Genomic DNA, 21,116 nt, shown 5'->3' with positions numbered 1-21,116 from the left:
TGCGGGGGCTGGGGTTTGGACCGGCGCCGCCGCTGTCTAGCTTGGTCGATCAGCCCCCCACCCCTGGACCCCCACCTTGGCGATTCCCTCTCGCACCGACGTGCGCCGCTCCACCGCCGCGCTCCTCGGCGCGCTCCTCGTCCTGACCTCTGCCTCCGCCCAGGCGCAGTCCGCGCCCACGCCGCTGGAGGACAACCGCACCATCACGCTGGGCTACATCGGCATCGCGTATGAGCTGGGCGGCATCATCGACCCCACGCTGCAACCCGGTGGCACCAGCAGCGTGCGTCCCAACTGGTTCACCTTCGCGCCGCATGCGTCCCAGGCCGGAGGCAAGGGCATGTACAGCGCGGCGCTCGCGCGGCACTTCATCAACACCGCGCGGCTTCAGCCTTCGCTGTCGCTGACGAACGCGCTGGACCGGCTGGGGCTGGACGGCGTGCTGCGCCTGCGGATCCAGGACCTGTCCCTCCAGCTCATCGCGCAGGGCCTGACGGTGGACGCGGCCACGGCCCTCAGTGTGCTGACGAGCGCGCTCAACGCCGGGGCGCTCGCGGACGTGCGCACCCTGCTGGCCACCGCGTCGCGCATGGGCGCGCTGTACTGGAGCGCTCCGGGCGCGACGCCGCTCGACAAGGTGGAGGCCATCGTCATCACGCTGGAGCGCACGCTCCACGAAGGCAACCTCGCCATCTACAACGACATCGGCGGCTCAGCGCGTCTGTATCTGGACTGGCGCGCCGCCGCCACCGGGCCCATTACGCCCGCGCGCGTGCTCACCGAGTTCACCCTGGTGGACGCCAACAACGCGGAGGCGCAGCAGGCGTATGCCTATGCCATCGCGCACGCGGAGGACTCGCCGCGCCCCACCCGCATGGACCTGATCTTCCCCGGCATGCCCTGGAAGAGCCTGCTCATCGCCGCGTTCGCGCTCTACGAGGACGCCCGGCTCGCGCCCACGCCCGCGCGCCGTGACGCGCTCGTCGCCATGGGCACCAACTTCGTCGCGTGGCGCGAACAGTACGACCAGGCCCAGCCCGTCTTCACGCCCGCGGGTTCGCCCTCCGACGAGGTGTCTCGCGCGGCCGTGCTCCAGATGCTGACGCCCTTCCTGATGACGGACTTCGGCACCGTGCGCTGGACGTACGCGGACTATGCGTATGCCCAGCCGGACCGCGACGGAAACCCGCTCACCTCCCCTCCGTGCGAGTACAGCTGGGCGGACTTCTGGGATCGGTGGAACGGAATCCTCTTCGCGTTCGACAAGGCCTATGCACGGCCCACGGAGTTGTGGGTCATGCCTGAACCCCTCATGGATCCGCTGAGCTGACAGACGGCCCGGACGCCCTGTGCGCTCGCTTGACGGGCGCGGGGGCCGTGCGGGAGCGTGCAAACCCGATGAGTCCCCTCCCCGGTGGTCCGTTCGAACCTGTTCGCCACGCATCCAAGGACGATGCGTCCTCACCGGGCACGGCCGCCGCGCGCGCGCCGCATGACGCGAATCAGCCCCCTGTTCCGGCCGACGAGGCCAGCATGTCCGCGCAGACCCGCTTGCAGGTCCTGCGGGAGATGATGGCCGAGGCGTTCCTGGCGCTCGACGCGCAGGGAATCATCCATGAGCTCAACCACCGTGCCGCGTCGCTGCTGGGCCTGCCGTATGGCACCTGCCAGGGCCTGACGCCGTGGGAAGCGCAGCCGATGCTGGCCGGCACGACGTTGCACGAGCGGCTGCTGGACGCGCTCACCACGCGCGAGCCCGCGCGCTTCCTGTCGGAGCTGCCGTCAGGCGTCTGGCTGGAGCTGTCCGTGCGGCCGGTGGGCGGCGAGACGTGGGTGCTGGCCACGGACATCACCCGCCGTCAGCGCGCGGAGACCGAGGTCGCGCGCACCGAGGAGCGCTTCCGCCAGCTGGGCGAGCGGTTCCAGGTGGCGCTGGAGTCCGCGCAGATGGCGGTCTGGGAGACGAACCTCGTCACCGGGCAGGTGTTCCGCTCGGAGGGGCATGACCGGCTCTACGGCTACCCGCAGCCCCTGGCGGAGTGGACGCACGAGCAGTTCCTGGCGTCGCTGCATCCGGACGACCGTCCCGCGGTGGAAGCGCAGGTGACGGCCATCTTCCACAACGACGTGCTGTCGTACTCCTCTACCTTCCGCACGCACTGGCCGGACAACACCTGGCACTGGCTCATCAGCCGGTCGCGAGTCATCCGCGACGCGAACGGCAAGGTGATGGTGGTGCGCGGGGCCATCCTGGACATCACCGCGCTGAAGGAGACGGAGGAGGCGTTGCACGAGGCGGTGCGCACGCGCGACGACTTCCTGTCGGTGGCGAGCCACGAGCTGCGCACGCCGCTCACGTCGCTGCGCCTGCAGGTGGACCTGTTGCGGCGCATGGCCGAGTCGAAGGGCCACGAGCCCCTGGGCTCCGAGAAGGTCACGACGCGGCTGGACGCGGCGGACCGGCAGCTCAAGCGGCTGACGTCGCTGTTGGACAACCTGCTGGACGTGAGCCGCATCCGCACGGGCAAGCTGGACTTCGATCTGGTGAGCGACGACCTGGCGCCGGTGGTGCAGGACCTGGTGGCGCGCTTCGGGGACGAGGCGAAGCAGGCCGGGGTGGAGCTGGACGTGCGCGTGGAGGGCCCCGCGCCGTGCCGGTTCGACCGGCTCAAGCTGGAGCAGGTGCTGAGCAACCTCATTTCCAATGCGCTGAGATACGGCCAGGGCACGCCGGTGCACGTGTCGCTGCGCCATCAGGACGGACAGCTGCGGCTGACCGTGCGGGACGGCGGCCCGGGAGTCCCCGCCGCCGAGCGCGAGCGCATCTTCCAGCGCTTCGCCCAGGTGCAGGGCTCCGCGCGCACGGGAGGCCTGGGACTGGGGCTCTACATCGTGCAGCAGATCGTGGAAGCGCACGGCGGCCGCGTCTGGGTGGAAGAAGCATCCGGCGGCGGCGCGGCGTTCGTGGTGACGCTGCCGGTGGACGGCGCATAGGCGGGCTTCAGGGCTCGAGCGACGCTTCCCCACTGTCGACGGGAAAGCCGAGCCGGAGGGATTGCGTCTCACCTGGCTTCAGGTCCACGGGCACGCGCATTGCCACCGGGCCGAACAAGCCATCGATGGCGAAGAAGGTGTAGCGGCCGGGAGGCAGCTGGCTGAAGGTGAGGTCCCACGGCCAGTTTTGAAACTCCGGCACATCCGGATCGTCCGACGGCCAATCCGTCGCGGCGGGATCGCGGGTGAATGCGGAGCGCTGGAGGGCTCGCAAGCCTCTGAACGTCTTCGGCATGTCCACATGGCCGGGAACGAGGAAGGTCTCCAGCCGTTCGCGTGAATCCGGGAAGTGGACCTGGAGCGCGCCCCCTCCAGTCCTCGGGACGAAGTCCCTGCGTTCGCGTTCGCGTGACGAGAGCGAGACGGGCTGGGGTGAGAAGACCAGCGGTGCGGGCCTTGGCCACGGAGCATCCCGGACCTGCTCCTCCGAAACGAGCACGAAGCACTCTCGGCCCCCTGGAACGCGCAGCACGTAGTGGCCGGCTTCATCCGTCGTGGTGCGGGTGTCGAGCCCGGCCTCGCAACGTGCCCGGACCGTCACGCCCGCGAGCGGAACACGCGCCCCATCCGTCACGTACCCCTGGAGTACCGCGTCCGCGGTCAACCGCAGCTCCACCTGGTCCTCGTGCGCTCCGACCGCGTACAAGGCCGTTCCGCCCTGCTCCTCGTTCACCCGGAGGAACACGGGGCGATGGGGCAGGCCCGCGAGACGGAAGCGCCCGGCCTTGTCCGCGCCATTCCCGCCCCCGGTGAATGCGTCGCGCGGGATCTGCAGGTCGTCGGGCTCCACCAGGTCGATGCGAGCGTAGGGAGCCTGGGTTCGCCCATCTTCGTGGAACACCTGACCCCGAACGATGTGGCCGGGTTCGAGCGTGATGTCAGGGACCGTCCGCTCCTCGTGCGCGTGCCCTTCGAATCGCAGGCGAACCGAGGCCATGTCCGGCGCTCCGATGTAGAGGGTGTAAAGGCGCGAGGTTTCCGTGGCCCAGGCGAAGCGGCCTTCACGATTGGCCACCGTCCAACTGTGGATCCAGTACAGCGCCAGGGGCTTCCCAACCGGATCGACGACACGGCCCACCAGACGGCCCGTCGGCTGGAACACCACGGGCCCGCCATTCGGGCCGGAAGGACCTTGTTCCGCGAGGCCCACGAGCTGGTCGATCCCATCCGTGGACCTGAGCTCGAGCTTGTGGGGCCGAGCCAGGGGATGCATCAACTCGAAGCGCCCGTCCGGGCCGGTGCGGGTCGTGCACTCGCCCTTGAGGCCCCTGCCCTCCGGAGACTCGAGCGCCGTGGCCCGAAGCACCAGGCCGGCCAGCGGTTTTCCGTCTGGAGCCACCGCCTGACCTGTCCACGACCCCGCCTTGGCGGCGCCTTCGAAGCTCACCGTGACTTCGGACTGCTATCCGGGAAGGACCTCGACGTCCACGTCGCGGTCCCACCGGCATCCGGCGGCAGGCTCGTAGCCCGCCGTCACGCGATAGCGCTGCGGCGCGAGTCGCAGGTAGCGCATTCCCTCGGGCGTTTGCTCGGACTCACGCGAAACGTCGAGCCACCGGTCGACGGGATGCAAGAGGTTCGTGGCGTTCGGGACGACGCGGCCCTCGGTGTCCACCACCCGCACGAGCAACGGAGATCCTCGTCCGATCACGACAGTGAGTTCGGGCTGGGGCGTGATGATCTTCAACCGCCGCCAGGCCCACTTCGGCTTGGTGGAATAGATCAGGCCATCACCAGCGGCCGCGCCCTGGAAGTTGAACCGGCCCTGCGCGTCACTGGTGGTTTGCACGACCGGGGCGCCGACGTGGGAAGAGACGAACCGGATCCGGACGTCGCTCACGGGCTTCCCCTCCGTATCCACCACGCGTCCTGAGAGTGGCACCGCGCGAGCCAGGGGCAGCTCCATCCGGGGCCTCGGTTCCGGCGCGATCCGGATGTCCGTGCGCGAGGTCGTCACGAAGCCCCGTGCCTGGATCTCGGCGGCATACCAGCCTGGCTTCAGCGCAACGCGTCCCGTTCCGTGTGCGTCCGTCGTGCCGGGCAGTGCCGTGTCTCGCTTCAAATCCGCGCGCCAGATTTTCACCTGCGCGCCGGGGACAGGTTGTCCCTCCGGGTCCACGACCCGGAACTTCCATGTCACTTCATTCGCCGGTCCGGGCGTTTCCCACTCCGGACGCGTGCCCGCGCACGCGAGCACCACGGCAACGAGCCCCACCCAGCTCCATCGCATGCCCCTCAGGTTAGCAGGGCGGGACGCTGCCAGTGGAGGGCGCGTCGCCGGGATTCAAGGCACGAGGAACGTGCCTCCACTGTCGACGGGAAAGCCCGGCTGGAGGGACTGCGTCTCGCCCTGCTTCAGGTCCACGGGCACGCGCAAGACCGCTGTCGATCCGTCCTGGGGCTCGACGGCGAAGAGCGTGTAGCGCTTGTCCGGCAGATGGCTGAAGGAGAAGTCCTTCTGCCAGTATTCATAGACGGGCATGTCCGGATCATCCGTCCGCCACGGGTTTAGAGCCGGATCGCTGATGAAGGCGGACCGCTGGAGCGCTTTCAGGTCCGCGAATGTCTTTGGCATGCGCGCGTCGCCAGGAACGAGGAACGTCTCCAGCCCATCCCGCACCTTTGGGAAGTGGACCTGGAGTCGCGCACCACCGCTCCTCGAGACGAAGTCCCTGCGTTCGCGCTCCCGAGGTGAGAGGGAGACAGGCTGGGGAGAGAAGACGGGCGGCGTGGGCCGCGGCCACGTGTAGCGCCAGCGCCGCTCCACCGGGAAGTGCACGAAGCAATCCCTGTCCGCCGGCACGCGGAGCTCATAGTGGCCGGCATCGTCGGTCTTGGTGCTGGCATCGAGCCCGGCCCCGCACCGGACTTCGAGCATCACGCCCGCGAGCGGAACACGCGCGCCATCCGTCACGAAGCCTTCGAGCGTTGCATCCGGCTTCAGCCGGAGCTCCACCCGAGACTCACGAGCCCCAAGCTCATACAGGAGGGTCCCACCTTCCAGGCGATTCAACCGGAGGTACTGCGGACGCCGTGGCACATGGTCCAAGCGAAAGCGGCCAGCTTCGTCGGGGCGAGCCCCGAAGCGAGAGTTCCAGAGCTTGATGTCCACGTCGGCGGGATCCACCAGTTCGATCCAGACCTTTGTCACGGGTGTACGTCCATCCGCCTCGAGCAGCCTGCCCAGCACCGTGTGCCCCGTATCGAGCTGGATGTCCGGGACCCTTCGCTCCTCATCCGCGCGAGCCTCGACCCGCACGCGCGAGGAGGCCATGTACGCGGCGTCGAAACGCAAGGAGTAGGTCCGAGACCGGGTCGGCCCCCGGATGAATCGGCCATCACGGTCGGACTGGCTCTGCCAATCGACGTCGAAGTAGGCCATGGGTTTCCCATCAGGTCCGAGGACGCGGCCCACCAATGTTCCGGGAGCGTGGAACACCACGGGGTCGTCCTTCGCATTGGAGGGTGCGAGCTCCGCCTCGCCGATCCGATCATGGGGTTCAGCCGCGTGTCTGACCCGGAGTCGATGGGGCCCTGCCTGGGGATGCGACAACTCGAAGCGCCCGTCCGGATCGGTCGTGGCCTCACAACCCTCTTCGACCTCCATGTCCTCCGCGGAGGGAGGCGCCGTGGCCCGCAGCTTCATGTTGGCCAGGGGCCGCCCGTCGGGTGTCACCGCCCTGCCCGTCCAGGGGCCCGCGCTGGTGACGCCTTCGAAGCTCACGGTGACTTCGGCCTGCTGTCCGGGGAGGACCTCGACGTCCACGGTGCGGCGCCACCAGCAACGCAGGGCCGGAACGTAGCCAGCGCGCACGCGGTAACGCTGCGCTGGGAGCAACTGGTGGACCGTTCCTTCAGGCGTCTGCTCGGACTGATGCCGGATACCAATCGGCCGGTCCAGAGGGGTGATGTAGCTCTGGGAGTTGGGGATCAGACGTCCCTCGGGGTCCACCACCCGCACGAGCAATGACGAGAGCCGTCCCATCACGACAGTGAGTTCCGGCTGAGGGGTGATGACCTTCAACCGTTGCCAGCTCCACCCGTCCTTGTCGGAGTAGAGGAAACCCTCGCCCGCGGCTGCGCCCTCCATGCTGAACTGGCCCGCCTCGCCGCTGATGGCTTCCACGAAGGGAGCGGCGGCGTTGGAGGACGCGAAGCGGATCCGGACGCCCGACACGGGCTTTCCCTCCGCATCCACGACGCGTCCAGCGAGGGGCGCCGAGCGCGCCAGGGACAGCTCCATCCGGGGCTTCGAGTCCGGCGCGATCCGGATGTCCTCGCGGAAGGCCGTCACGAAGCCACGCGCCTGCACCTCCGTGCCATACCAGCCCGGCTTCAGAGCAACGCGTCCGGTCCCCTGCGCATCCGTCGAACCGGGCTGCCCATAGGCCGGCGACAGATCCGCGCGCCAGACCTTCACCTGCGCGCCAGGAACAGGTTGCCCCTCCGGGTCCACGACCCGGAACATCCACGTCACGTCCTTCGCCGGTCCGGGCGTTTCCAACTCCGGACGCGTGCCCGCGCAAGCGAGCACCACGGCAACGAGCCCCACCCAGCTCCATCGCATGGCACGAAGCATACGCGATGGGCTCACGTCAGCGCGTGTATGGCCTTCCGCCTCCGCGAGCGGGACGCGCGGACTGGATGACGTGCACGCCGGTCCCGGTCAGCTCCACGGGGATTCGCAGGATCGCGTCCGCTCCGTCCATCTGGTCCCGGATGAAGACCGTGTAGTGCCCCAGGGGCAGATGACTGAAGCGGAAGTCCGCCCCCAACATGAAGTGGGGAACGAAGGACTCGTGCTCGTCCTCCGACTCCCATGTGTTCGGCATCGGGTCGGATCCGAAACCAGCCCGCATCACGTCATCCAACGCCTCGGGCGAGCGAGGCCAGGGAACGTCTCCCGGAAGCACGAACGCGGTGACGAACTCGCGAGATGCCTCGACACGCACCTCCAGCGACACGGGCCCCTGACGGGACTCGAAATCCAACGCCTGCCGTGAGCCGGACGACACACGAAGCCGCGTCGAGGAGAAGGACACCGGAGGCGGCTGGGGCGGAAAAGGCGGCCGGATGTTCAGGGGGCTCCCTTCGGGATGCACGAAGCACTCGCGGTCTCCCGGGATGTTCATGGAGTAGAGGCCCGCCCCGTCGCTCCTGGAGCTCACCGTGAACCCACCTTCGCAGCGGACGTTCAGGCTCACCCCCGCCAGCGGAACCCGCGCTCCATCCGTCACGGAACCGTGCAGTTCCGCATGGGGAACGAGCCGCAACCGCACCGCCGTCTCATTCGGTTCGAGCGCATGGAGCACGGTCCCGTGTTCCTTCGAATCGACGCGCAGGAACTGGAGCCGGCCAGGCACATGCTCGAATTGGAAGCGCCCCTCTGCGTCGGTCATCACCGCCCGCAGGCGACGCGGCGGTCCATGGCCGTCCAGGTCGAACGCCTCCACGAGCTGGACCTCCTGATGGGGCACGCCCGTGCGTCCGTTCCTCGCGAAGACGCGGCCCTGCACGGTGCGGCCCTCGTCGAGCACGACGTCTGGAACCTGGAGCACTTCCCCTTCCCGCCCCTGCGCGCGCACGAGGGCGGGGGCGAATCCCAACACATCGATGACCCACTGATAGGTGTGGGTCAAGTCCACGTATCGCACGTACTCGCCCCGCGGATTGTGTGGGGGGTGTCCGTCGACTTCGAAGAAGCCCACGGGCTGCCCATCCGGGCGCACGACACGACCCTTCAGAGCACCTCCATCCTTGCGAAACACCAGCGCTTCACCCGTCCCCGGCGGCGGTGACCCTTGCGACCTCCATTCGAAGCGCGCGCTGGAATCCGTCATCGAGATGAAGTCGGGATTCTCCAACAGGTGCGGGAGGATGAAGCTCCCGTCACTTGCCGTGCGGAAATCACACTTCCCTCGCAGCCCTGCCTCGGTGGTCGATGTGCTTCCCGTCCACGCCATTCCCTCGCGGTCAGCAACCCCCTGGCCCTTGGACTCCACTGCACGTGCCCGCCAGGGCCCCAGCCCGTGGATCCCCTCGAAGCTGACCGTCGCCTCCGTCCGTGTACCTGGCGCGACCTGGACTTCGATGGAGCGATCCCACCAGCACTCCGGTGAGGGCTCGTAGCGGCCGGTGACGAGGTAGCGTCCTGCGCGAAGCTGCTGGAAGACGACGTCCTCCGGACCCTGCTCCGGGAACCGCTCGAAGGGGCGCCTTTCGTCCATCGCATTGATGTGAGTGGCCACTCCTGGCAACGCCCTGCCCTGGGGGTCCAGCACCCGGACACGCAGCGAACTGAGCCCGCCCATCACCACCGTCAACTCCGGTGCGGGCGCCACGAACTCCAGCCGCGTCGGACTCCAGTCGTACTTCTCCGCACGAAGCGTCACGCTCCCTGCGGGAACGCCGTCGAAGTGGAAGCGCCCTTCCGCATCGCTCTCGGTCGGCTGGACGGACACAGCCTCGTTGGCGAGGCTGAGTCCAAGCCGGGCCCTCGCGACGGGCCGTCCTTCCAGATCCACCACGCGCCCGGCGATTGGCGCCGCGCGCTCCAGCGTCACATCCAGACGCGCCTCTCCGCCAACGGGGACCCGTGCATCCGCGCGGGTCACACTCACGAAGCCCGCCGCCTCCGCCTGGACGACATACCAGCCCGGCATCACCCGGAGCCGGGCCGTCCCCGTCGCATCCGTGGTGCCTGACCTAATGACCAGGCTCCCGCGATCCGCGCGGCGTGCCACCAGCCTCACGCTGGAAACAGGCTGTCCGGCCGGATCCAACGTGCGGATCGTGAACGCCACCTCCTCCATGGGCCAGCGGGTATTCGTCTGCACAGGACGCGGCGCTTCCACGCACGCGAGCACCACGGCCAAGAGCCCCACCCAGCTCCATCGCATGCCCCGCAGGTTAGCAGGGACTGGCGCGGATACGGCGCCGGCATCAATCCATGAGCAGCGCCCCTCCACTCTCCAGGGGGAAGCGGAGCGGAAGGGACTTCGTCTCCTCGCGGGTCAGGTCCACCGGCACGCGCAGGACCGCGAACGCGGTGTCCTGGGGTTCGACGACGAAGAGCGTGAAGCGCTTCCCCGGGAGGTGGCTGAACGTGAAGTTCTTCTGCAGGAATTGATATCCGGGCACGTCCGGATCATCCGAACGCCAGGTGAGTGAAGGCGGGTCGATGCTGAAGGCGGACCGCTGGAGCGCTTTCAGCTCCGCGAAGCTCTTCGGCATGCGCGCATTGCCAGCGACAAGGAACGGCTCCAGTCGTTCACGCGGCTCGGGGAAGTGAACACGGAGCGTGGCGCCAGCACTTCGGGGCACGAAGTCCGTGCGCTCACGCTCACGCGGGGAGAGCACCACGGGCTGGGGCGAAAAGACGAGCGGCGGAGGCCTGGGCCAGGGCGCTCGATCCCGGAGTTGCTCCTCTGAAGCATGCACGAAGCAATCCCGGTCCGCGGGAACGCGGAGCACGTAGTGCCCGGCTTCGTCGGTCTTGGCGCGGGCATCGAGCCCGGCCTCGCAACGCACCTGCACTGTCACCCCCGCGAGAGGAACCCGCGCGCCATCCGTCACGAAGCCTTCGAGCGTTCCGTCGGGTTTCAGCGTGAGGTCCACCCGGTCCTCGCCGGGCCCGAGCGCGTACAGGATCGTCCCGGCCTTCTCGTCATTCACCCGAAGGTATTGCCGTCGCCGGGGCACGCGGTCGAACCGGAAGCCGCCGGCCATGTCGGCGGGAAGCGCATGGGGAAAGTACGAACGCCGGATGTCCACATCGTCGGGGTCCACCAGTTCGACCCTGGCTTGGGGCACCGGGGTGAGGCCATCCGCCTCGACGACCCGCCCCACCACGGAGTGCCCGGCGTCGAGCATGATGTCCGGGACCGCCCTCACCTCATGTTCGCGGCCTTCGACACGCACGCGCGTCGGAGCCATGTTCGGAGCACTGGCGATCAGCGAGTAGGTGCGAGACGCCCACAGCTCCCGGCTGAAACGACCTTCGGGTTCGGTAAAGGATGCCCAATCGACGCTGTACTCGGGCACAGGCTTTCCGTCGGGCCCGAGGACCCGTCCCACCAGCGTGCCAGGCGAGCGGAACACCACGGGTCCGCCCTTCATGTCGGAAGGCGCTTGTTCCGCTACGCCCATCAGCCGGTAAGCTGCCTGGGTTCGGAGCTCGAGCTTGTGAGGCCGCGCCAGGGCACCCAACCACTCGAAGCTTCCGTCCGGGGCGGTGAGGGTCTCGCACTCGCCTCCGGGCCCCTTGTCCTCCGGAGCCTTGAGCGCCGTGGCGAGCAGTCGCAGGCCGGCCAGCGGCTTGCCGTCAGGCGTCACCGCCCGGCCCATCCAGGGGCCCGCACGGGCGACATCCTCGAAGCTCACGGTGACATCGGCCTGCTGCCCGGGAAGGACTTCGACGTCCACGCTTCGCTTCCACCAGCAACCGGCGTGAGGAACGTAGACAGCCGACACGCGATAGCGCTGCGCCGCGAGTCGCAGGTGGACGGTCCCCTCGGGCGTTCGCTCTGACTCGTGCGAGAGGTCGACCCCCCGGTCGATGGGGCTCACGAAGCTCGAGGAGTTCGGGGCCACGCGTCCGTCGATGCCGAGCACCCGCACGAGCAATGACGAGCGCCGGCCCATCACGACGGTGAGCTCGGGCTGGGGCGTGAGGACCTTCAACCGCTGCCAGCTCCACTCCTCCTTGTCGGAATAGAGCAACCCCTCGCCAGCGCTCACACCCGCGAAGGTGAAGTGGCCCTGCGCATCACTGGTGGTTTCGACGACCGGGGCGGCGACGCTGGAAGAGACAAACCGGAGCCGGACGTCGCTCACGGGCTTCCCCTCCGCATCCACCACCCGTCCGGAGAGAGGCACCGCGTGAGCCAGGGGTAGGTCCATCCGCGGTCTTGAATCCGGCGCGATCCGGATGTCCGTGCGGAATGCCGTCACGAAGCCTCGTGCCTGGACCTCCGCTGCATACCAGCCAGGCTTCAGGATGCGGGCTCCCGTCCCCTGTGCATTCGCGGTGGCAAGCAGCGCGCTCTCTTGTGACAGATCCGCGCGCCAGACCTTCACCCGCGCACCGGGGACAGGTTGCCCCTCCGGGTCCACGACCCGGAACATCCACGTCACGTCCTTTGCCGGTCCGGGCATTTCCAATTCCGGACGCGTGCCCGCGCAAGCGAACACCACGGCAACGAGCCCCACCCAGCTCCATCGCATGCCCCACAGGTTAGCAGGGCGTGACGCGGCCGTGGACGGAGTGCATGCGGGCTTCAGGGCACGAGCAGCGTCCCCCCACTGTCGGCGGGAAAGCCGAGCCGGAGGGACTTCATCTCGCCCTGCTTCAGGTCCACGGGCACGCGCAGAACCGACGGTCCAAACTCCCCATCGACGGCGAAGAAGGTGTAGCGGCCGGGCGGCAGGTGGCTGAAGGCGAAGTCCGTGCGCCAGAAGTAAGCCCCCGGCACATCCGGATCGTCCGGCGGCCATTTCCTCGCGGCGGGATCGCTGGTGAATGCGGAGCGCTGGAGGATCCGCATGGCTCCGTACGTCTTCGGCATGTCCACATCGCCGGGAACGAGGAAGGTCTCCAGCTTCTCGCGTGGCTCCGGGAAGTGGACCTGGAGCGCGACCCCACCGTACCTCGGGACGAAGTCCCTGCTTTCGCGCGCGTGTGGCGAGAACGAGACGGGCTGGGGTGAGAAGACCAGCGGCGCGGGCCGGGGCCACTGGGCATCCCGGAGCGGCTCATCCGAAACCTGCACGAAGCACTCGCGGTCCCCCGGAACGCGCAGCACGTAGTGGCCTGCTTCATCCGTCGTGGTGCGGGTGTCGAGCCCGGCCTCGCAGCGCGCCCGGACGGTCACGCCCGCGAGCGGAACGCGCGCCCCATCCGTCACGCCCCCCTGGAGCACCGCGTCCGCGGTCAGCCGCACCTCCACCTGGTCCTCGTGAGCTCCGACCTCGTACAAGGCCGTTCCGCCCTGCTCGTCGGTCACCCGGAGGAACTGGGTGCTTCGGGGCAGCTGTTTGATGTGGAAGCGGCCCGCCTCGTTCGCTTCATTCGCCGCGCGGTGCTCGTCGCGCGGGGTCTCCAGGTCGGCGGGGGCCACCCGCTCGACGCGGGCATGGGGAACCCCTGTCTGCCCATCTTCGTGGAACACCCGGCCCACGACGGTGTGACCGGGTTCGAGCGTGATGTCAGGGAGCGTCAGTTCCTCGCGCGCGCGAGCTTCGACTCCTAGCAGCGCGCCAGGAGGATGGAACACCACGGGCCCGCCATTGGGGCCGGAAGGTGATTGTTCCGCGACGCCCATCTTCCGGCGAAGCCCATCCATGGACCCGAGTGCGAGCTTGTAGGGCCGAGCCAGGGGATGCCTCAACTCGAAGCGTCCGTCTTTGTCTGTCGTCGTCATGCATTCGCCCATGAGGTCTCCGCCCTCCGGGGTCTTGAGCGCCGTGGCCCGAAGCACCAGGCCAGCCAGCGGTTTCCCGTCGGGAGTCACAGCCCGGCCCGTCCAGACTCCCGCACTGGAGACGCCTTCGAAGCTCACCGTGAATTCAGCCTGCTGTCCGGGAGGGACGTCGACGTCCACGGTGCGGTCCCACCAGCACCCAGACGCAGGAGCGTAGCTGGCCGACACGCGATAGCGCTGCGCCGGGAGTCGCAGGTGGCGCGTTCCCTCAGCCGTTTGCTCGGACGCGTGCGAGATGCCGACATTCCGGTCGATGGGCTTCACGAAGCTACGGGAGTTCGGGACCACGCGGCCCTCGGGGTCGACCACCCGTACGAGCAATGACGAGTGTTGGCCCATCACGATGGTGAGTTCGGGCTGGGGAGTGACGACCTTCAAGCGGTGCCAGCTCCAATCCGCCTTGCTGGCATAGAGCAGGCCCTCGCCCGCGGCCACGCCCTGGAGGGTGAACTGGCCCTGCGTGTCACTGGAGGTTTGCACGAGCGGGGTGGCGACGGTGGAAGAGACAAACCGGAGCCAGACGCTGTTCAGCGGCTTTCCCTCCGTGTCCACCACGCGTCCGGAGAGTGGCACCGTGCGCGCCAGGGACAGCTCCATCCGCGGCTTCGAATCCGGCGCGATCCGGATGTCCGTGCGGAATGCCGTCACGAAGCCCCGGGCCTGGACCTCCGCGGCATACCGGCCCGGCTTCAGCGCAACACGTCCGGTCCCCTTTGCGTCCGTCATGCCGGGCAGCGCGTTGTCTTGCGACAGCTCCGCGCGCCAGACGTTCACCCGCGCACCGGACACGGGCTGTCCCCCCGGATCCACGACCCGGAACACCCACGTCACTTCATTCGCCGGTCCGGGCGTTTCCAACTCCGGACGCGTGCCCGCGCAAGCGAGCACCACGGCAACGAGCCCCACCCAGCTCCATCGCATGGCGTGAAGCATACGCGATGGGTTCGCGTCAGCGCGTGTATGGCCTTCCGTCTGCCCGAGCGGGACGCTCGGACCGGATGACGTGCGCGCCGGACTTGGTCAGATTCACGGGCACGCGCAGGACCGAGTCCGCTCCATCGATCTGCTCCCGGATGAAGACCGTGTAGTGCCCCAGGGGAAGATGGCCGAAGTGGAAGAACGCCCCCAACATGAATGAGGGAGTGAAGCCGTCGTCATCGTCTTCCGGCTTGAAACCGGCCCGGATGAGCGCATCCAACGCTTCGAGCGTGCGGGGCCACGGCACGTCTCCTGGCAGCACGAACGCGGTGACGAACTCGCGAGATGCCTTGACGCCCACCTCCAGAGAGGCAGCGCCTTGGCGAGGCGTCGGGTCCAACCTCTGGCGCGAGCCGGGCTCCAGTCGAACCCGCGTCGGTGAGAAGGACGCAGGGGGCGGCAGGTACATCTCCCCGACGCTCAGGTGGCTTCCCGCGGGATGCACCTGGCACTCACGATCCCCCGGGATGTTCACGGAGTAGAGGCCCGCCCAGTCCGTTCCGGCGCTCACCTTGAAATCACCTTCGCAGCGAACCTCCAGGCTCACCCTCGCGAACGGAACCCGTGCGCCGTCCGTCACGGAGCCGTGCAACTCCGCGTTGGGAACGAGTCGCAACCGCACCTCGCTTTCTTCGGGCTTGAGCGCCTGGAGCACGGTCCCGTGTTCCTTCGCGTCCACGCGCAGGTACAGGAGCCGGCCTGGCACATGCTCGAAGCGAAACCGTCCCTCTGCGTCGGTCCTCGTCGTCCGCGGGTGACGTGGCCAGTGAACCTCCAGGTCGAACGCCTCCACGAGTTGGACCTCCTGGTCTGGAACGCCAGTGCGGCCGTTCTTCGCGACGAGGCGTCCCTGCACGGTGCGGCCCACGTCAAGCACGACATCCGGGACCTGAAGCACCTCCCCCTCCCGCCCTTGCGCGCGCACAAGGGCGGGGGCGAATCCAAGAGTGTCGATAACCCATTGATAGTCGCGGGTCCCCGAGGTGTGGCGCGTGTACTCGCCCAGTGGATGGTTCTCGGAGTGCCCGTCGACCTGGAAGGCCCCCACGGGCTGACCATCCGGACGCACGACACGGCCCTTCAACCCTCCAAAGGGGTTGAGAAACACCACCGCCTCGCCCGTGCCCGCGGGAAGTGGCCCCCTCGCCACCCAGACCACGGAGTATTCCTTCTCCTGCCATGTCATGAACACCGGACCCGACAAGACGTGCGGTATGGCAAAGGAACCATCCGGCCCCACGACGCCCTTGCACTTGCCACTCAGGCCCACTCCTTCTGATTCTTCATCCGGCACCAGGGCATTCACTGCTCCGTGGTCAAACACCTTCCCATTGGGATCCACGGCCCGCCCTCGCCAGGGGCCAGCATCGCGAAGGCCTTCGAAGCTCACCGTCACTTCCGCCTGCTGCTCCGGAAGGACCTGGACATCGAGGGTGCGCGTCCATGTACAGCCGGGCGCGGGCACGTAGTCGCCAGAGACGAGGTAGCGCCCGGCGCGAAGCTTGTGGAAGACGGTGGCTTCTTCCGTCCGCTCAGGGAACCGCTCGAAGGAGCGCCTGTCTTTCACCTCCACGGGGGAGACGGAAGTGGCCCGCGCGGACACAGGCCGGCCATCGGGTCCGCGCACCTGGATCCGCAACGAGCCGAGTCCGCCCATCACCACCGTCAACTCCGGCTGCGGCGTCTGGAGCTCCAGCCGCGTGGGACTCCATCCGTCCTTCTCCGCGAGAAGCTTCATGGTTCCGGCGGGTACGCGGTCGACATGGAAGCGTCCCTCGGCATCGCTCTCGGAACGCAGCGATGCATCCTCGTTCGTGGAGGGAGTGAGCTGGATTTCGGCTCCCACCACGGGCCGTCCTTCCAGATCCACCACACGACCGGCGACGGGTGCGGCGCGCTCCAGCGTCACGTCCCAACGAACCTCCTCGCCGAAAGGAACCCGCGCATCCGTGCGGGTCACGCTCACGAAGCCGGGCGCCTCCGCCTGGAGGACATACCAGCCCGGCATCACCTGAAGCCGCGCCGTGCCAGTCGCATCCGTGGTGCCTCCTCTGGCGACGGAGGACCCGCGATCCGCGCGGCGCGCGACCAGGGACACACCTGGAACCGGTTGGTTCGCCGCATCCACGACGCGGACGCCCACCGGCACCTCTTCCTGAGGCCAACGCTTCATCACCGGACGCGGCGCTTCCGCGCACGCGAGCACCACGGCCAAGAGCCCCACCCAGCTCCATCGCATGCCCCGCAGGTTAGCAGGCCATCGTGAGGCACGGCTCCGTCAGTGAACGAAGTGCACGCCCCCCACCACGGCGCGCTTCGTCTCGAACCTGTGGACGCCAGGCTCCGTGAGGTTCACGGGGTAGCGGAGCACGAAGACCCCGTTACGGCTTCCGAGCACGAACACCGTGTAGCGCCCCAGAGGCAGCTGGCTGAACCGGGGCTCCCCCCAGGCGCGATAGAACCAGTTCTCGACCTGGCGTTCCGGGCGCTGCTCGGCGGGGGCCGAATCCGGTTCGGCAGCGGAGGCAATCAGCGCGTTCATGGCCTCCGCCGTCGACGGCATCGGAACATCCCCTGGCACGAGGATGACCCGATCCCACTCGCCCGCATCCGGAAACGAGACCTGCACGGCAGCCGGTCCAGTGCGCGGCCGCAGCTCCACCCGGACCGTCTCTCCTGGATGGCCACTGTTGAATCGCAGGGGCCAGAAGACGCGCAGCGGGGGCGTGGGCCAACCACCTGGGCCTCCGTATTGATAGACATTCAAGACACACTCGCGCTCCGGGACGACCGGCAATCTGAACCGTCCCTCCGCGTCGGTGACGGGCAACCGATCGGGATAGACCTCGCACCCGCTCATCAGGCTGAAGCCCTGCAAGGGGCGCCCAGATTCATCCACCATCGTGCCAGCCAGCGTAGCCTCCGGACTGAGCCGCATCGTCACCTCCTCCACGTCCGCGCCCAACGGCTGTGAGGCCGTTCCATCTTCTTCCGTCTCCGCATCGAGGATGAACGGCTCTCGCGGCACGTGATCCAGCACGTAGCGGCCCTCCGGATCCACGTTCAGGAACGTCTGGAACCAGGCGAACGTCGACTCGCGCCCGGGCAACGGATGCAGGTCCATTCTTCCCTTCGACACGGCCGGCTGCCCGTTCTCCCGCACGAGCCGGACGCGCACGGTGCGGCCTGCTTCCAAACTCACGTCTGGCAGGGCGGTCCGTTCCTCGCGGGGATCCACCCGCATGCGCGTGCTCGCGAGTCCCTCCGCCTCGAAAACCAGGCCCGCGGGCCCAGGACCTTCCAGGGTGTACCGATAGCGCCCCTCCGGATCCTCGTAGGTCTCCGAGTTCACCTTGAAACGGGTCAGGGCCTTTCCATCCGGTCCCAGCACGCGTCCCTCCACGAAGGGACTGGGACGCCGCTCCAGCAACACGTCCTTGGCCTCCGGACCGAACTCGACCTTCACGATCCCGCTGGAGACCTCCACGCGAACAGGTCCCTGCGGCAGGTGTTCCAACGTGAAGCGCCCCTGCGCGTCGGTCCGGGTGGAGTCCTCGCTCGCGAAGGCGTCCTTCTTCGGATCACCCGACGAGGCGCTCAGCCACGCGTCCGCCACGGGCCGTCCGTCGGCGTCGATGACGCGGCCCCGAAGCGGTGCGCGTTCCACCACGCCCTCGAAGCGGAGCGTCAGCTCGCGAGTCTGCCCCGCCACGACCTCCACCTCCGAGGACGTGATCCACTCCGCGTTCCCACCCAGAGGATGCGTGAACGTCACCCGGTAGCGCCCTGCCTCCAGGCCCCGGTACATCCGGGCGTCCTTCACGTGCTCATCGATCCAGGCGCCCTCCTTCGCCACGGGCTCGAGCGCCTTGACCTCCACCCTTGGCGATCCCACCAGACGTCCCTTCGGATCGAAGGCCGTCACCCGCAGCGTGCCCTGCTCGCGCAGGATGAGTTTCAGCTCCGAGGGTCGCGCGTCGTGCACCCACCGCTCGTCGCTGTAGCCCCTGTGCCGTGCCAGCAACACGCCCGGGCCGGGCCCCATGCCTTCGAACCGGAAGGTTCCGTCCGGGTTCCCCACGAGGTCCAACCGGGGCGCCGTCGTGTCCGCCGGTATCCACGAGAGCGACACGGCCCGAAGGGGCTGACCCGCGCCGTCCACCACGCGCCCGGGGACCGACCTGGAGGAACGGAGCGTCATCGTCACGGTCGCCGGGTGTTCGCGCCCGAGCCGCACGTCCGGATCCACGAAGGTCTGGTAGCCCAAGGCCTCGGCGGTGAAGACGTACCAGCCGGGAGGCACCGTCAGTCCGGTCTTCCCCTGGGCATCCGTCGTGCCCCAGATCACCTCGGGATGATCCGCCATGGCCTCCCGGATCCGGAACTCGATGTGGGGCAGCGGCCTGCCCTCCGCATCCTTCGCCAGCACCGTGAGCAGCGCGGACGCGGACGCGGGCGCGGCCTCGGTGCGCGCCACCTCGGACACGGACACCGGCTTCTGATTCGACGTGCCCGCGCACGCGAGCATCCCCACCACGAGCCCCACCTGGCTCCATCGCATGCGCACAAGGCTAGCAGGCGCGCATGAACGCCAGACAGGCCCTCAGCCGAAGCGCTCGCGGAAGGTGCTCAGGTTCGGCCCCTTCCCACCGCGCTCGTATACCGCGAACACCACCCGGCTGAACGCGCCCGCCATCGTGGACAGCCCTCGCGCGAAGGCCTCCGCCGCGTCGTGCGGGTTGTTGCGGAACGCACCGCAGCCCCAGGCTCCCAGGATGATCGTGCGGTGCCCATGGTGCGCCGCCACCTGCAACACCTTGAGCGCCCTCGCGGCCAGCACTTCGCGCAGCTTCTGCGCGACCTCCGGATCCTTCGTCGGCAACTCCCGCGCGTTGGGCGCGGGCGCCGTCAGCACCGACACGGAGAACGGCCGTTCCAGCAGGTCGTAGTGCTCGTTGCGGAAGAACGGCACGTCCGGCGAATAGATGAAGTGATCCGTGTACAGCGGCGAGCGCAGCTTGCGGTTCACGTCGTAGTACTCCGGCCACTTCAACAGGCACGGGTACAGCGCCGAGCACCGCGCCAGGTCCTCCTCCTGCGCCTTCGCGCCCGTGAGGAAGCCGCCGCCCGGGTTCACCGCCGACGCGAAGTTGAGCGCCAGCACCCGCCGCTCACCCTCCTGCTCCACCAGCCGGCGCGCGGCGTCGCCCGTCTTCTCTGGCGTCACCTCGATGGTGAAGCCCGGCACCGGCGCGGGCCGCATGAGGTGTTCGAAGTCACCGGGGCGCACCAGCACGGTGCCCTCGACCGCGCGCGACACCGCGTCGCGAATGGACACCTCCCGCCCGGACAGCGGCACGTAGGTGCCTTGATCCAGGATGTGAAGGGTCTCGTCCGCGACGCGGTTCAGTGACATGGCGTCACTCGCAGCCGATGCGCTCGGGCGCCACCGCGAGGTCGTCGATCCACGTCTCCGACGCGGAGTCGCCCTTCGGGTGCACGAAGCCGTAGCCCACCCCGAAGTTGGTGAAGGGCCGGATGCCCACGTTGGGGAAGTCGTAGGCCTGCTTCCCATCCACCCACACCAGCGCGTGGCCCGTGGTCGCGGTGCTGTTCGCGCGCTCCACGCCCCACTCGATGCAGGTCCACTTGTTGGGCGACACCGTGACCTTCGTGTCCTCCTGGAGGTTCCAGCCCGTGCCCTTGATGCCGCTCCAGTCATCCAGCGCGAACGCGCCGTTGTGCATCCCCTGGAGCTCGATGCCGCCGAAGTCGTTGTCCTTCGGCGAGAAGAGGATGAAGTACGTCCCCATCACGCCCTCCGGCGAGGCCCGGTTCAGGTACACGTACGCGCGCGTGTAGAGCTTCGTACCGAACGCCGGGATGTCCTTGCGAAGGTGCGCGATGGCCTGCTGGTCCCCCGGGCCCGTGTCCTCGTTGTAGCCCGGGTCCGTCTTCACGTGCAGCGCGCCGCTGCCGGAGCGGGTGCGCGTGCCATCGATGGCGATGGTGGCGTGGTGGTCCTCGTCCGGGTGCTTCCAGCCGTTCTGCCCCTTGTCGAAGTTCTCGCAGAGGATCGCGGAGGCGGGGCACTGGCCGTTGCCCGTGCTCGTGCCGGCGTCGGTGTTCGTGCCCGCGTCCGTGCTCGTGCCCGAGTCCGGGGTGTTGTCCGTCTTGTCGCCGTCGTCGCCGCAAGCCGACAGCGCGCCCACCGCGAGGGAAGCCATCATCAACGCCAGTGCCGAAGTCGAACGCATGAGTCCTTCCAGGAAGAGGCGTCGCGCCCTCGCGCTCCAGCCGCGGGACGGGACGTGTCTCCGTCCTAACACGGCCCCCCGTCTTCCTTGGAATGGGGCCCGGCAGACCCCGGCGGTGGCGGCAAGCGGGCAGGCGGTGACGACCGGCCCCACGGGGTCATGCGGATGTCGTCCGTGGATGGATGCGCGCGCGGCGCGATCACAAGTGCTCACTAGCGGCGCACCACCCTGCCCGGCAGGTGCGCGTTGCCGTTCCGGCCCGTACTGCTTTCCATGTGAGGCGCCAGCGGCACGGGTGTCACCCTCACGGGCGACAGGAGGGTGGGAGCGGGTGGGGGTTCCTGGC

At 68.5% G+C, this 21,116-nt stretch carries 12 protein-coding genes; 2 read left to right on the top strand and 10 right to left on the bottom strand.

All coding sequences use genetic code 11. The features are described from left to right. Positions 1-76: 76 nt before the first annotated feature. On the top strand, positions 77-1,330 hold the full coding sequence (locus D7Y11_RS21150; protein WP_120577049.1) for a hypothetical protein: 1,254 nt from the start codon (positions 77-79) through the stop codon (positions 1,328-1,330). Between the two features lie 68 nt (positions 1,331-1,398). Then, positions 1,399-2,994, top strand: a complete 1,596-nt coding sequence (locus tag D7Y11_RS21145; protein ID WP_233607353.1) for an ATP-binding protein — start codon at positions 1,399-1,401, stop codon at positions 2,992-2,994. A gap of 7 nt (positions 2,995-3,001) precedes the next feature. Here D7Y11_RS21145 and D7Y11_RS44365 read toward each other — a convergent pair whose 3' ends face one another. The 10 genes from D7Y11_RS44365 to D7Y11_RS21095 form a co-directional block, all read right to left on the bottom strand. Continuing rightward, on the bottom strand, positions 3,002-4,441 hold the full coding sequence (locus D7Y11_RS44365) for a carboxypeptidase-like regulatory domain-containing protein (protein WP_233607352.1): 1,440 nt from the start codon (positions 4,439-4,441) through the stop codon (positions 3,002-3,004). 15 nt (positions 4,442-4,456) lie between these two features. Further along, a complete protein-coding gene (locus tag D7Y11_RS44360; RefSeq protein ID WP_233607351.1) occupies positions 4,457-5,269 on the bottom strand; it encodes a carboxypeptidase-like regulatory domain-containing protein in 813 nt (270 codons plus the stop codon). 69 nt (positions 5,270-5,338) lie between these two features. After that, positions 5,339-7,621: a carboxypeptidase-like regulatory domain-containing protein gene (locus tag D7Y11_RS21135; RefSeq protein WP_233607350.1), complete on the bottom strand. Its 2,283-nt coding sequence runs from the start codon at positions 7,619-7,621 to the stop codon at positions 5,339-5,341. A gap of 28 nt (positions 7,622-7,649) precedes the next feature. Continuing rightward, positions 7,650-9,938: a carboxypeptidase-like regulatory domain-containing protein gene (locus D7Y11_RS21130; RefSeq protein ID WP_233607349.1), complete on the bottom strand. Its 2,289-nt coding sequence runs from the start codon at positions 9,936-9,938 to the stop codon at positions 7,650-7,652. A gap of 58 nt (positions 9,939-9,996) precedes the next feature. Then, positions 9,997-12,210, bottom strand: a complete 2,214-nt coding sequence (locus D7Y11_RS21125) for a carboxypeptidase-like regulatory domain-containing protein (RefSeq protein WP_233607348.1) — start codon at positions 12,208-12,210, stop codon at positions 9,997-9,999. 122 nt (positions 12,211-12,332) lie between these two features. Beyond that, a complete protein-coding gene (locus D7Y11_RS21120) occupies positions 12,333-14,456 on the bottom strand; it encodes a carboxypeptidase-like regulatory domain-containing protein (RefSeq protein WP_233607347.1) in 2,124 nt (707 codons plus the stop codon). 28 nt (positions 14,457-14,484) lie between these two features. Then, positions 14,485-16,737, bottom strand: a complete 2,253-nt coding sequence (locus tag D7Y11_RS21115) for a carboxypeptidase-like regulatory domain-containing protein (protein WP_233607346.1) — start codon at positions 16,735-16,737, stop codon at positions 14,485-14,487. Positions 16,738-16,791: 54 nt separating this feature from the next. Beyond that, the gene (locus tag D7Y11_RS21110; RefSeq protein ID WP_158641975.1) at positions 16,792-19,074 is read right to left on the bottom strand and encodes a carboxypeptidase-like regulatory domain-containing protein; all 2,283 of its coding nucleotides are present in this window, start codon (positions 19,072-19,074) and stop codon (positions 16,792-16,794) included. A 42-nt stretch (positions 19,075-19,116) separates the two neighbouring features. Beyond that, positions 19,117-19,929 carry a TIGR02452 family protein gene (locus D7Y11_RS21100; protein WP_121753815.1) on the bottom strand — a complete coding sequence of 271 codons (813 nt, stop codon included), beginning with the start codon at positions 19,927-19,929 and terminating at the stop codon, positions 19,117-19,119. Positions 19,930-19,933: 4 nt separating this feature from the next. Continuing rightward, the gene (locus D7Y11_RS21095) at positions 19,934-20,770 is read right to left on the bottom strand and encodes a hypothetical protein (RefSeq protein ID WP_120577039.1); all 837 of its coding nucleotides are present in this window, start codon (positions 20,768-20,770) and stop codon (positions 19,934-19,936) included. Positions 20,771-21,116: the final 346 nt, after the last annotated feature.

It is taken from the genome of Corallococcus sp. AB018, assembly GCF_003986945.1.
Classification (GTDB): domain Bacteria; phylum Myxococcota; class Myxococcia; order Myxococcales; family Myxococcaceae; genus Corallococcus; species Corallococcus exiguus.
Note: the sequence above shows the minus strand (reverse complement) of the source record. Positions and strands in the feature narration are given on the sequence as shown.

What these genes read in the sequence shown, in the direction of transcription:
- D7Y11_RS21145 (WP_233607353.1), top strand. Translation starts at nt 1,399, where the DNA reads ATGAGTCCCCTCCCCGGTGGTCCGTTCGAACCTGTTCGCCACGCATCC.
- D7Y11_RS21135 (WP_233607350.1), bottom strand. Translation starts at nt 7,621, where the DNA reads ATGCGATGGAGCTGGGTGGGGCTCGTTGCCGTGGTGCTCGCTTGCGCG.
- D7Y11_RS21125 (WP_233607348.1), bottom strand. Translation starts at nt 12,210, where the DNA reads ATGCCCGGACCGGCAAAGGACGTGACGTGGATGTTCCGGGTCGTGGAC.
- D7Y11_RS21120 (WP_233607347.1), bottom strand. Translation starts at nt 14,456, where the DNA reads ATGCGATGGAGCTGGGTGGGGCTCGTTGCCGTGGTGCTCGCTTGCGCG.
- D7Y11_RS21110 (WP_158641975.1), bottom strand. Translation starts at nt 19,074, where the DNA reads ATGCGATGGAGCCAGGTGGGGCTCGTGGTGGGGATGCTCGCGTGCGCG.
- D7Y11_RS21100 (WP_121753815.1), bottom strand. Translation starts at nt 19,929, where the DNA reads ATGTCACTGAACCGCGTCGCGGACGAGACCCTTCACATCCTGGATCAA.
- D7Y11_RS21095 (WP_120577039.1), bottom strand. Translation starts at nt 20,770, where the DNA reads ATGCGTTCGACTTCGGCACTGGCGTTGATGATGGCTTCCCTCGCGGTG.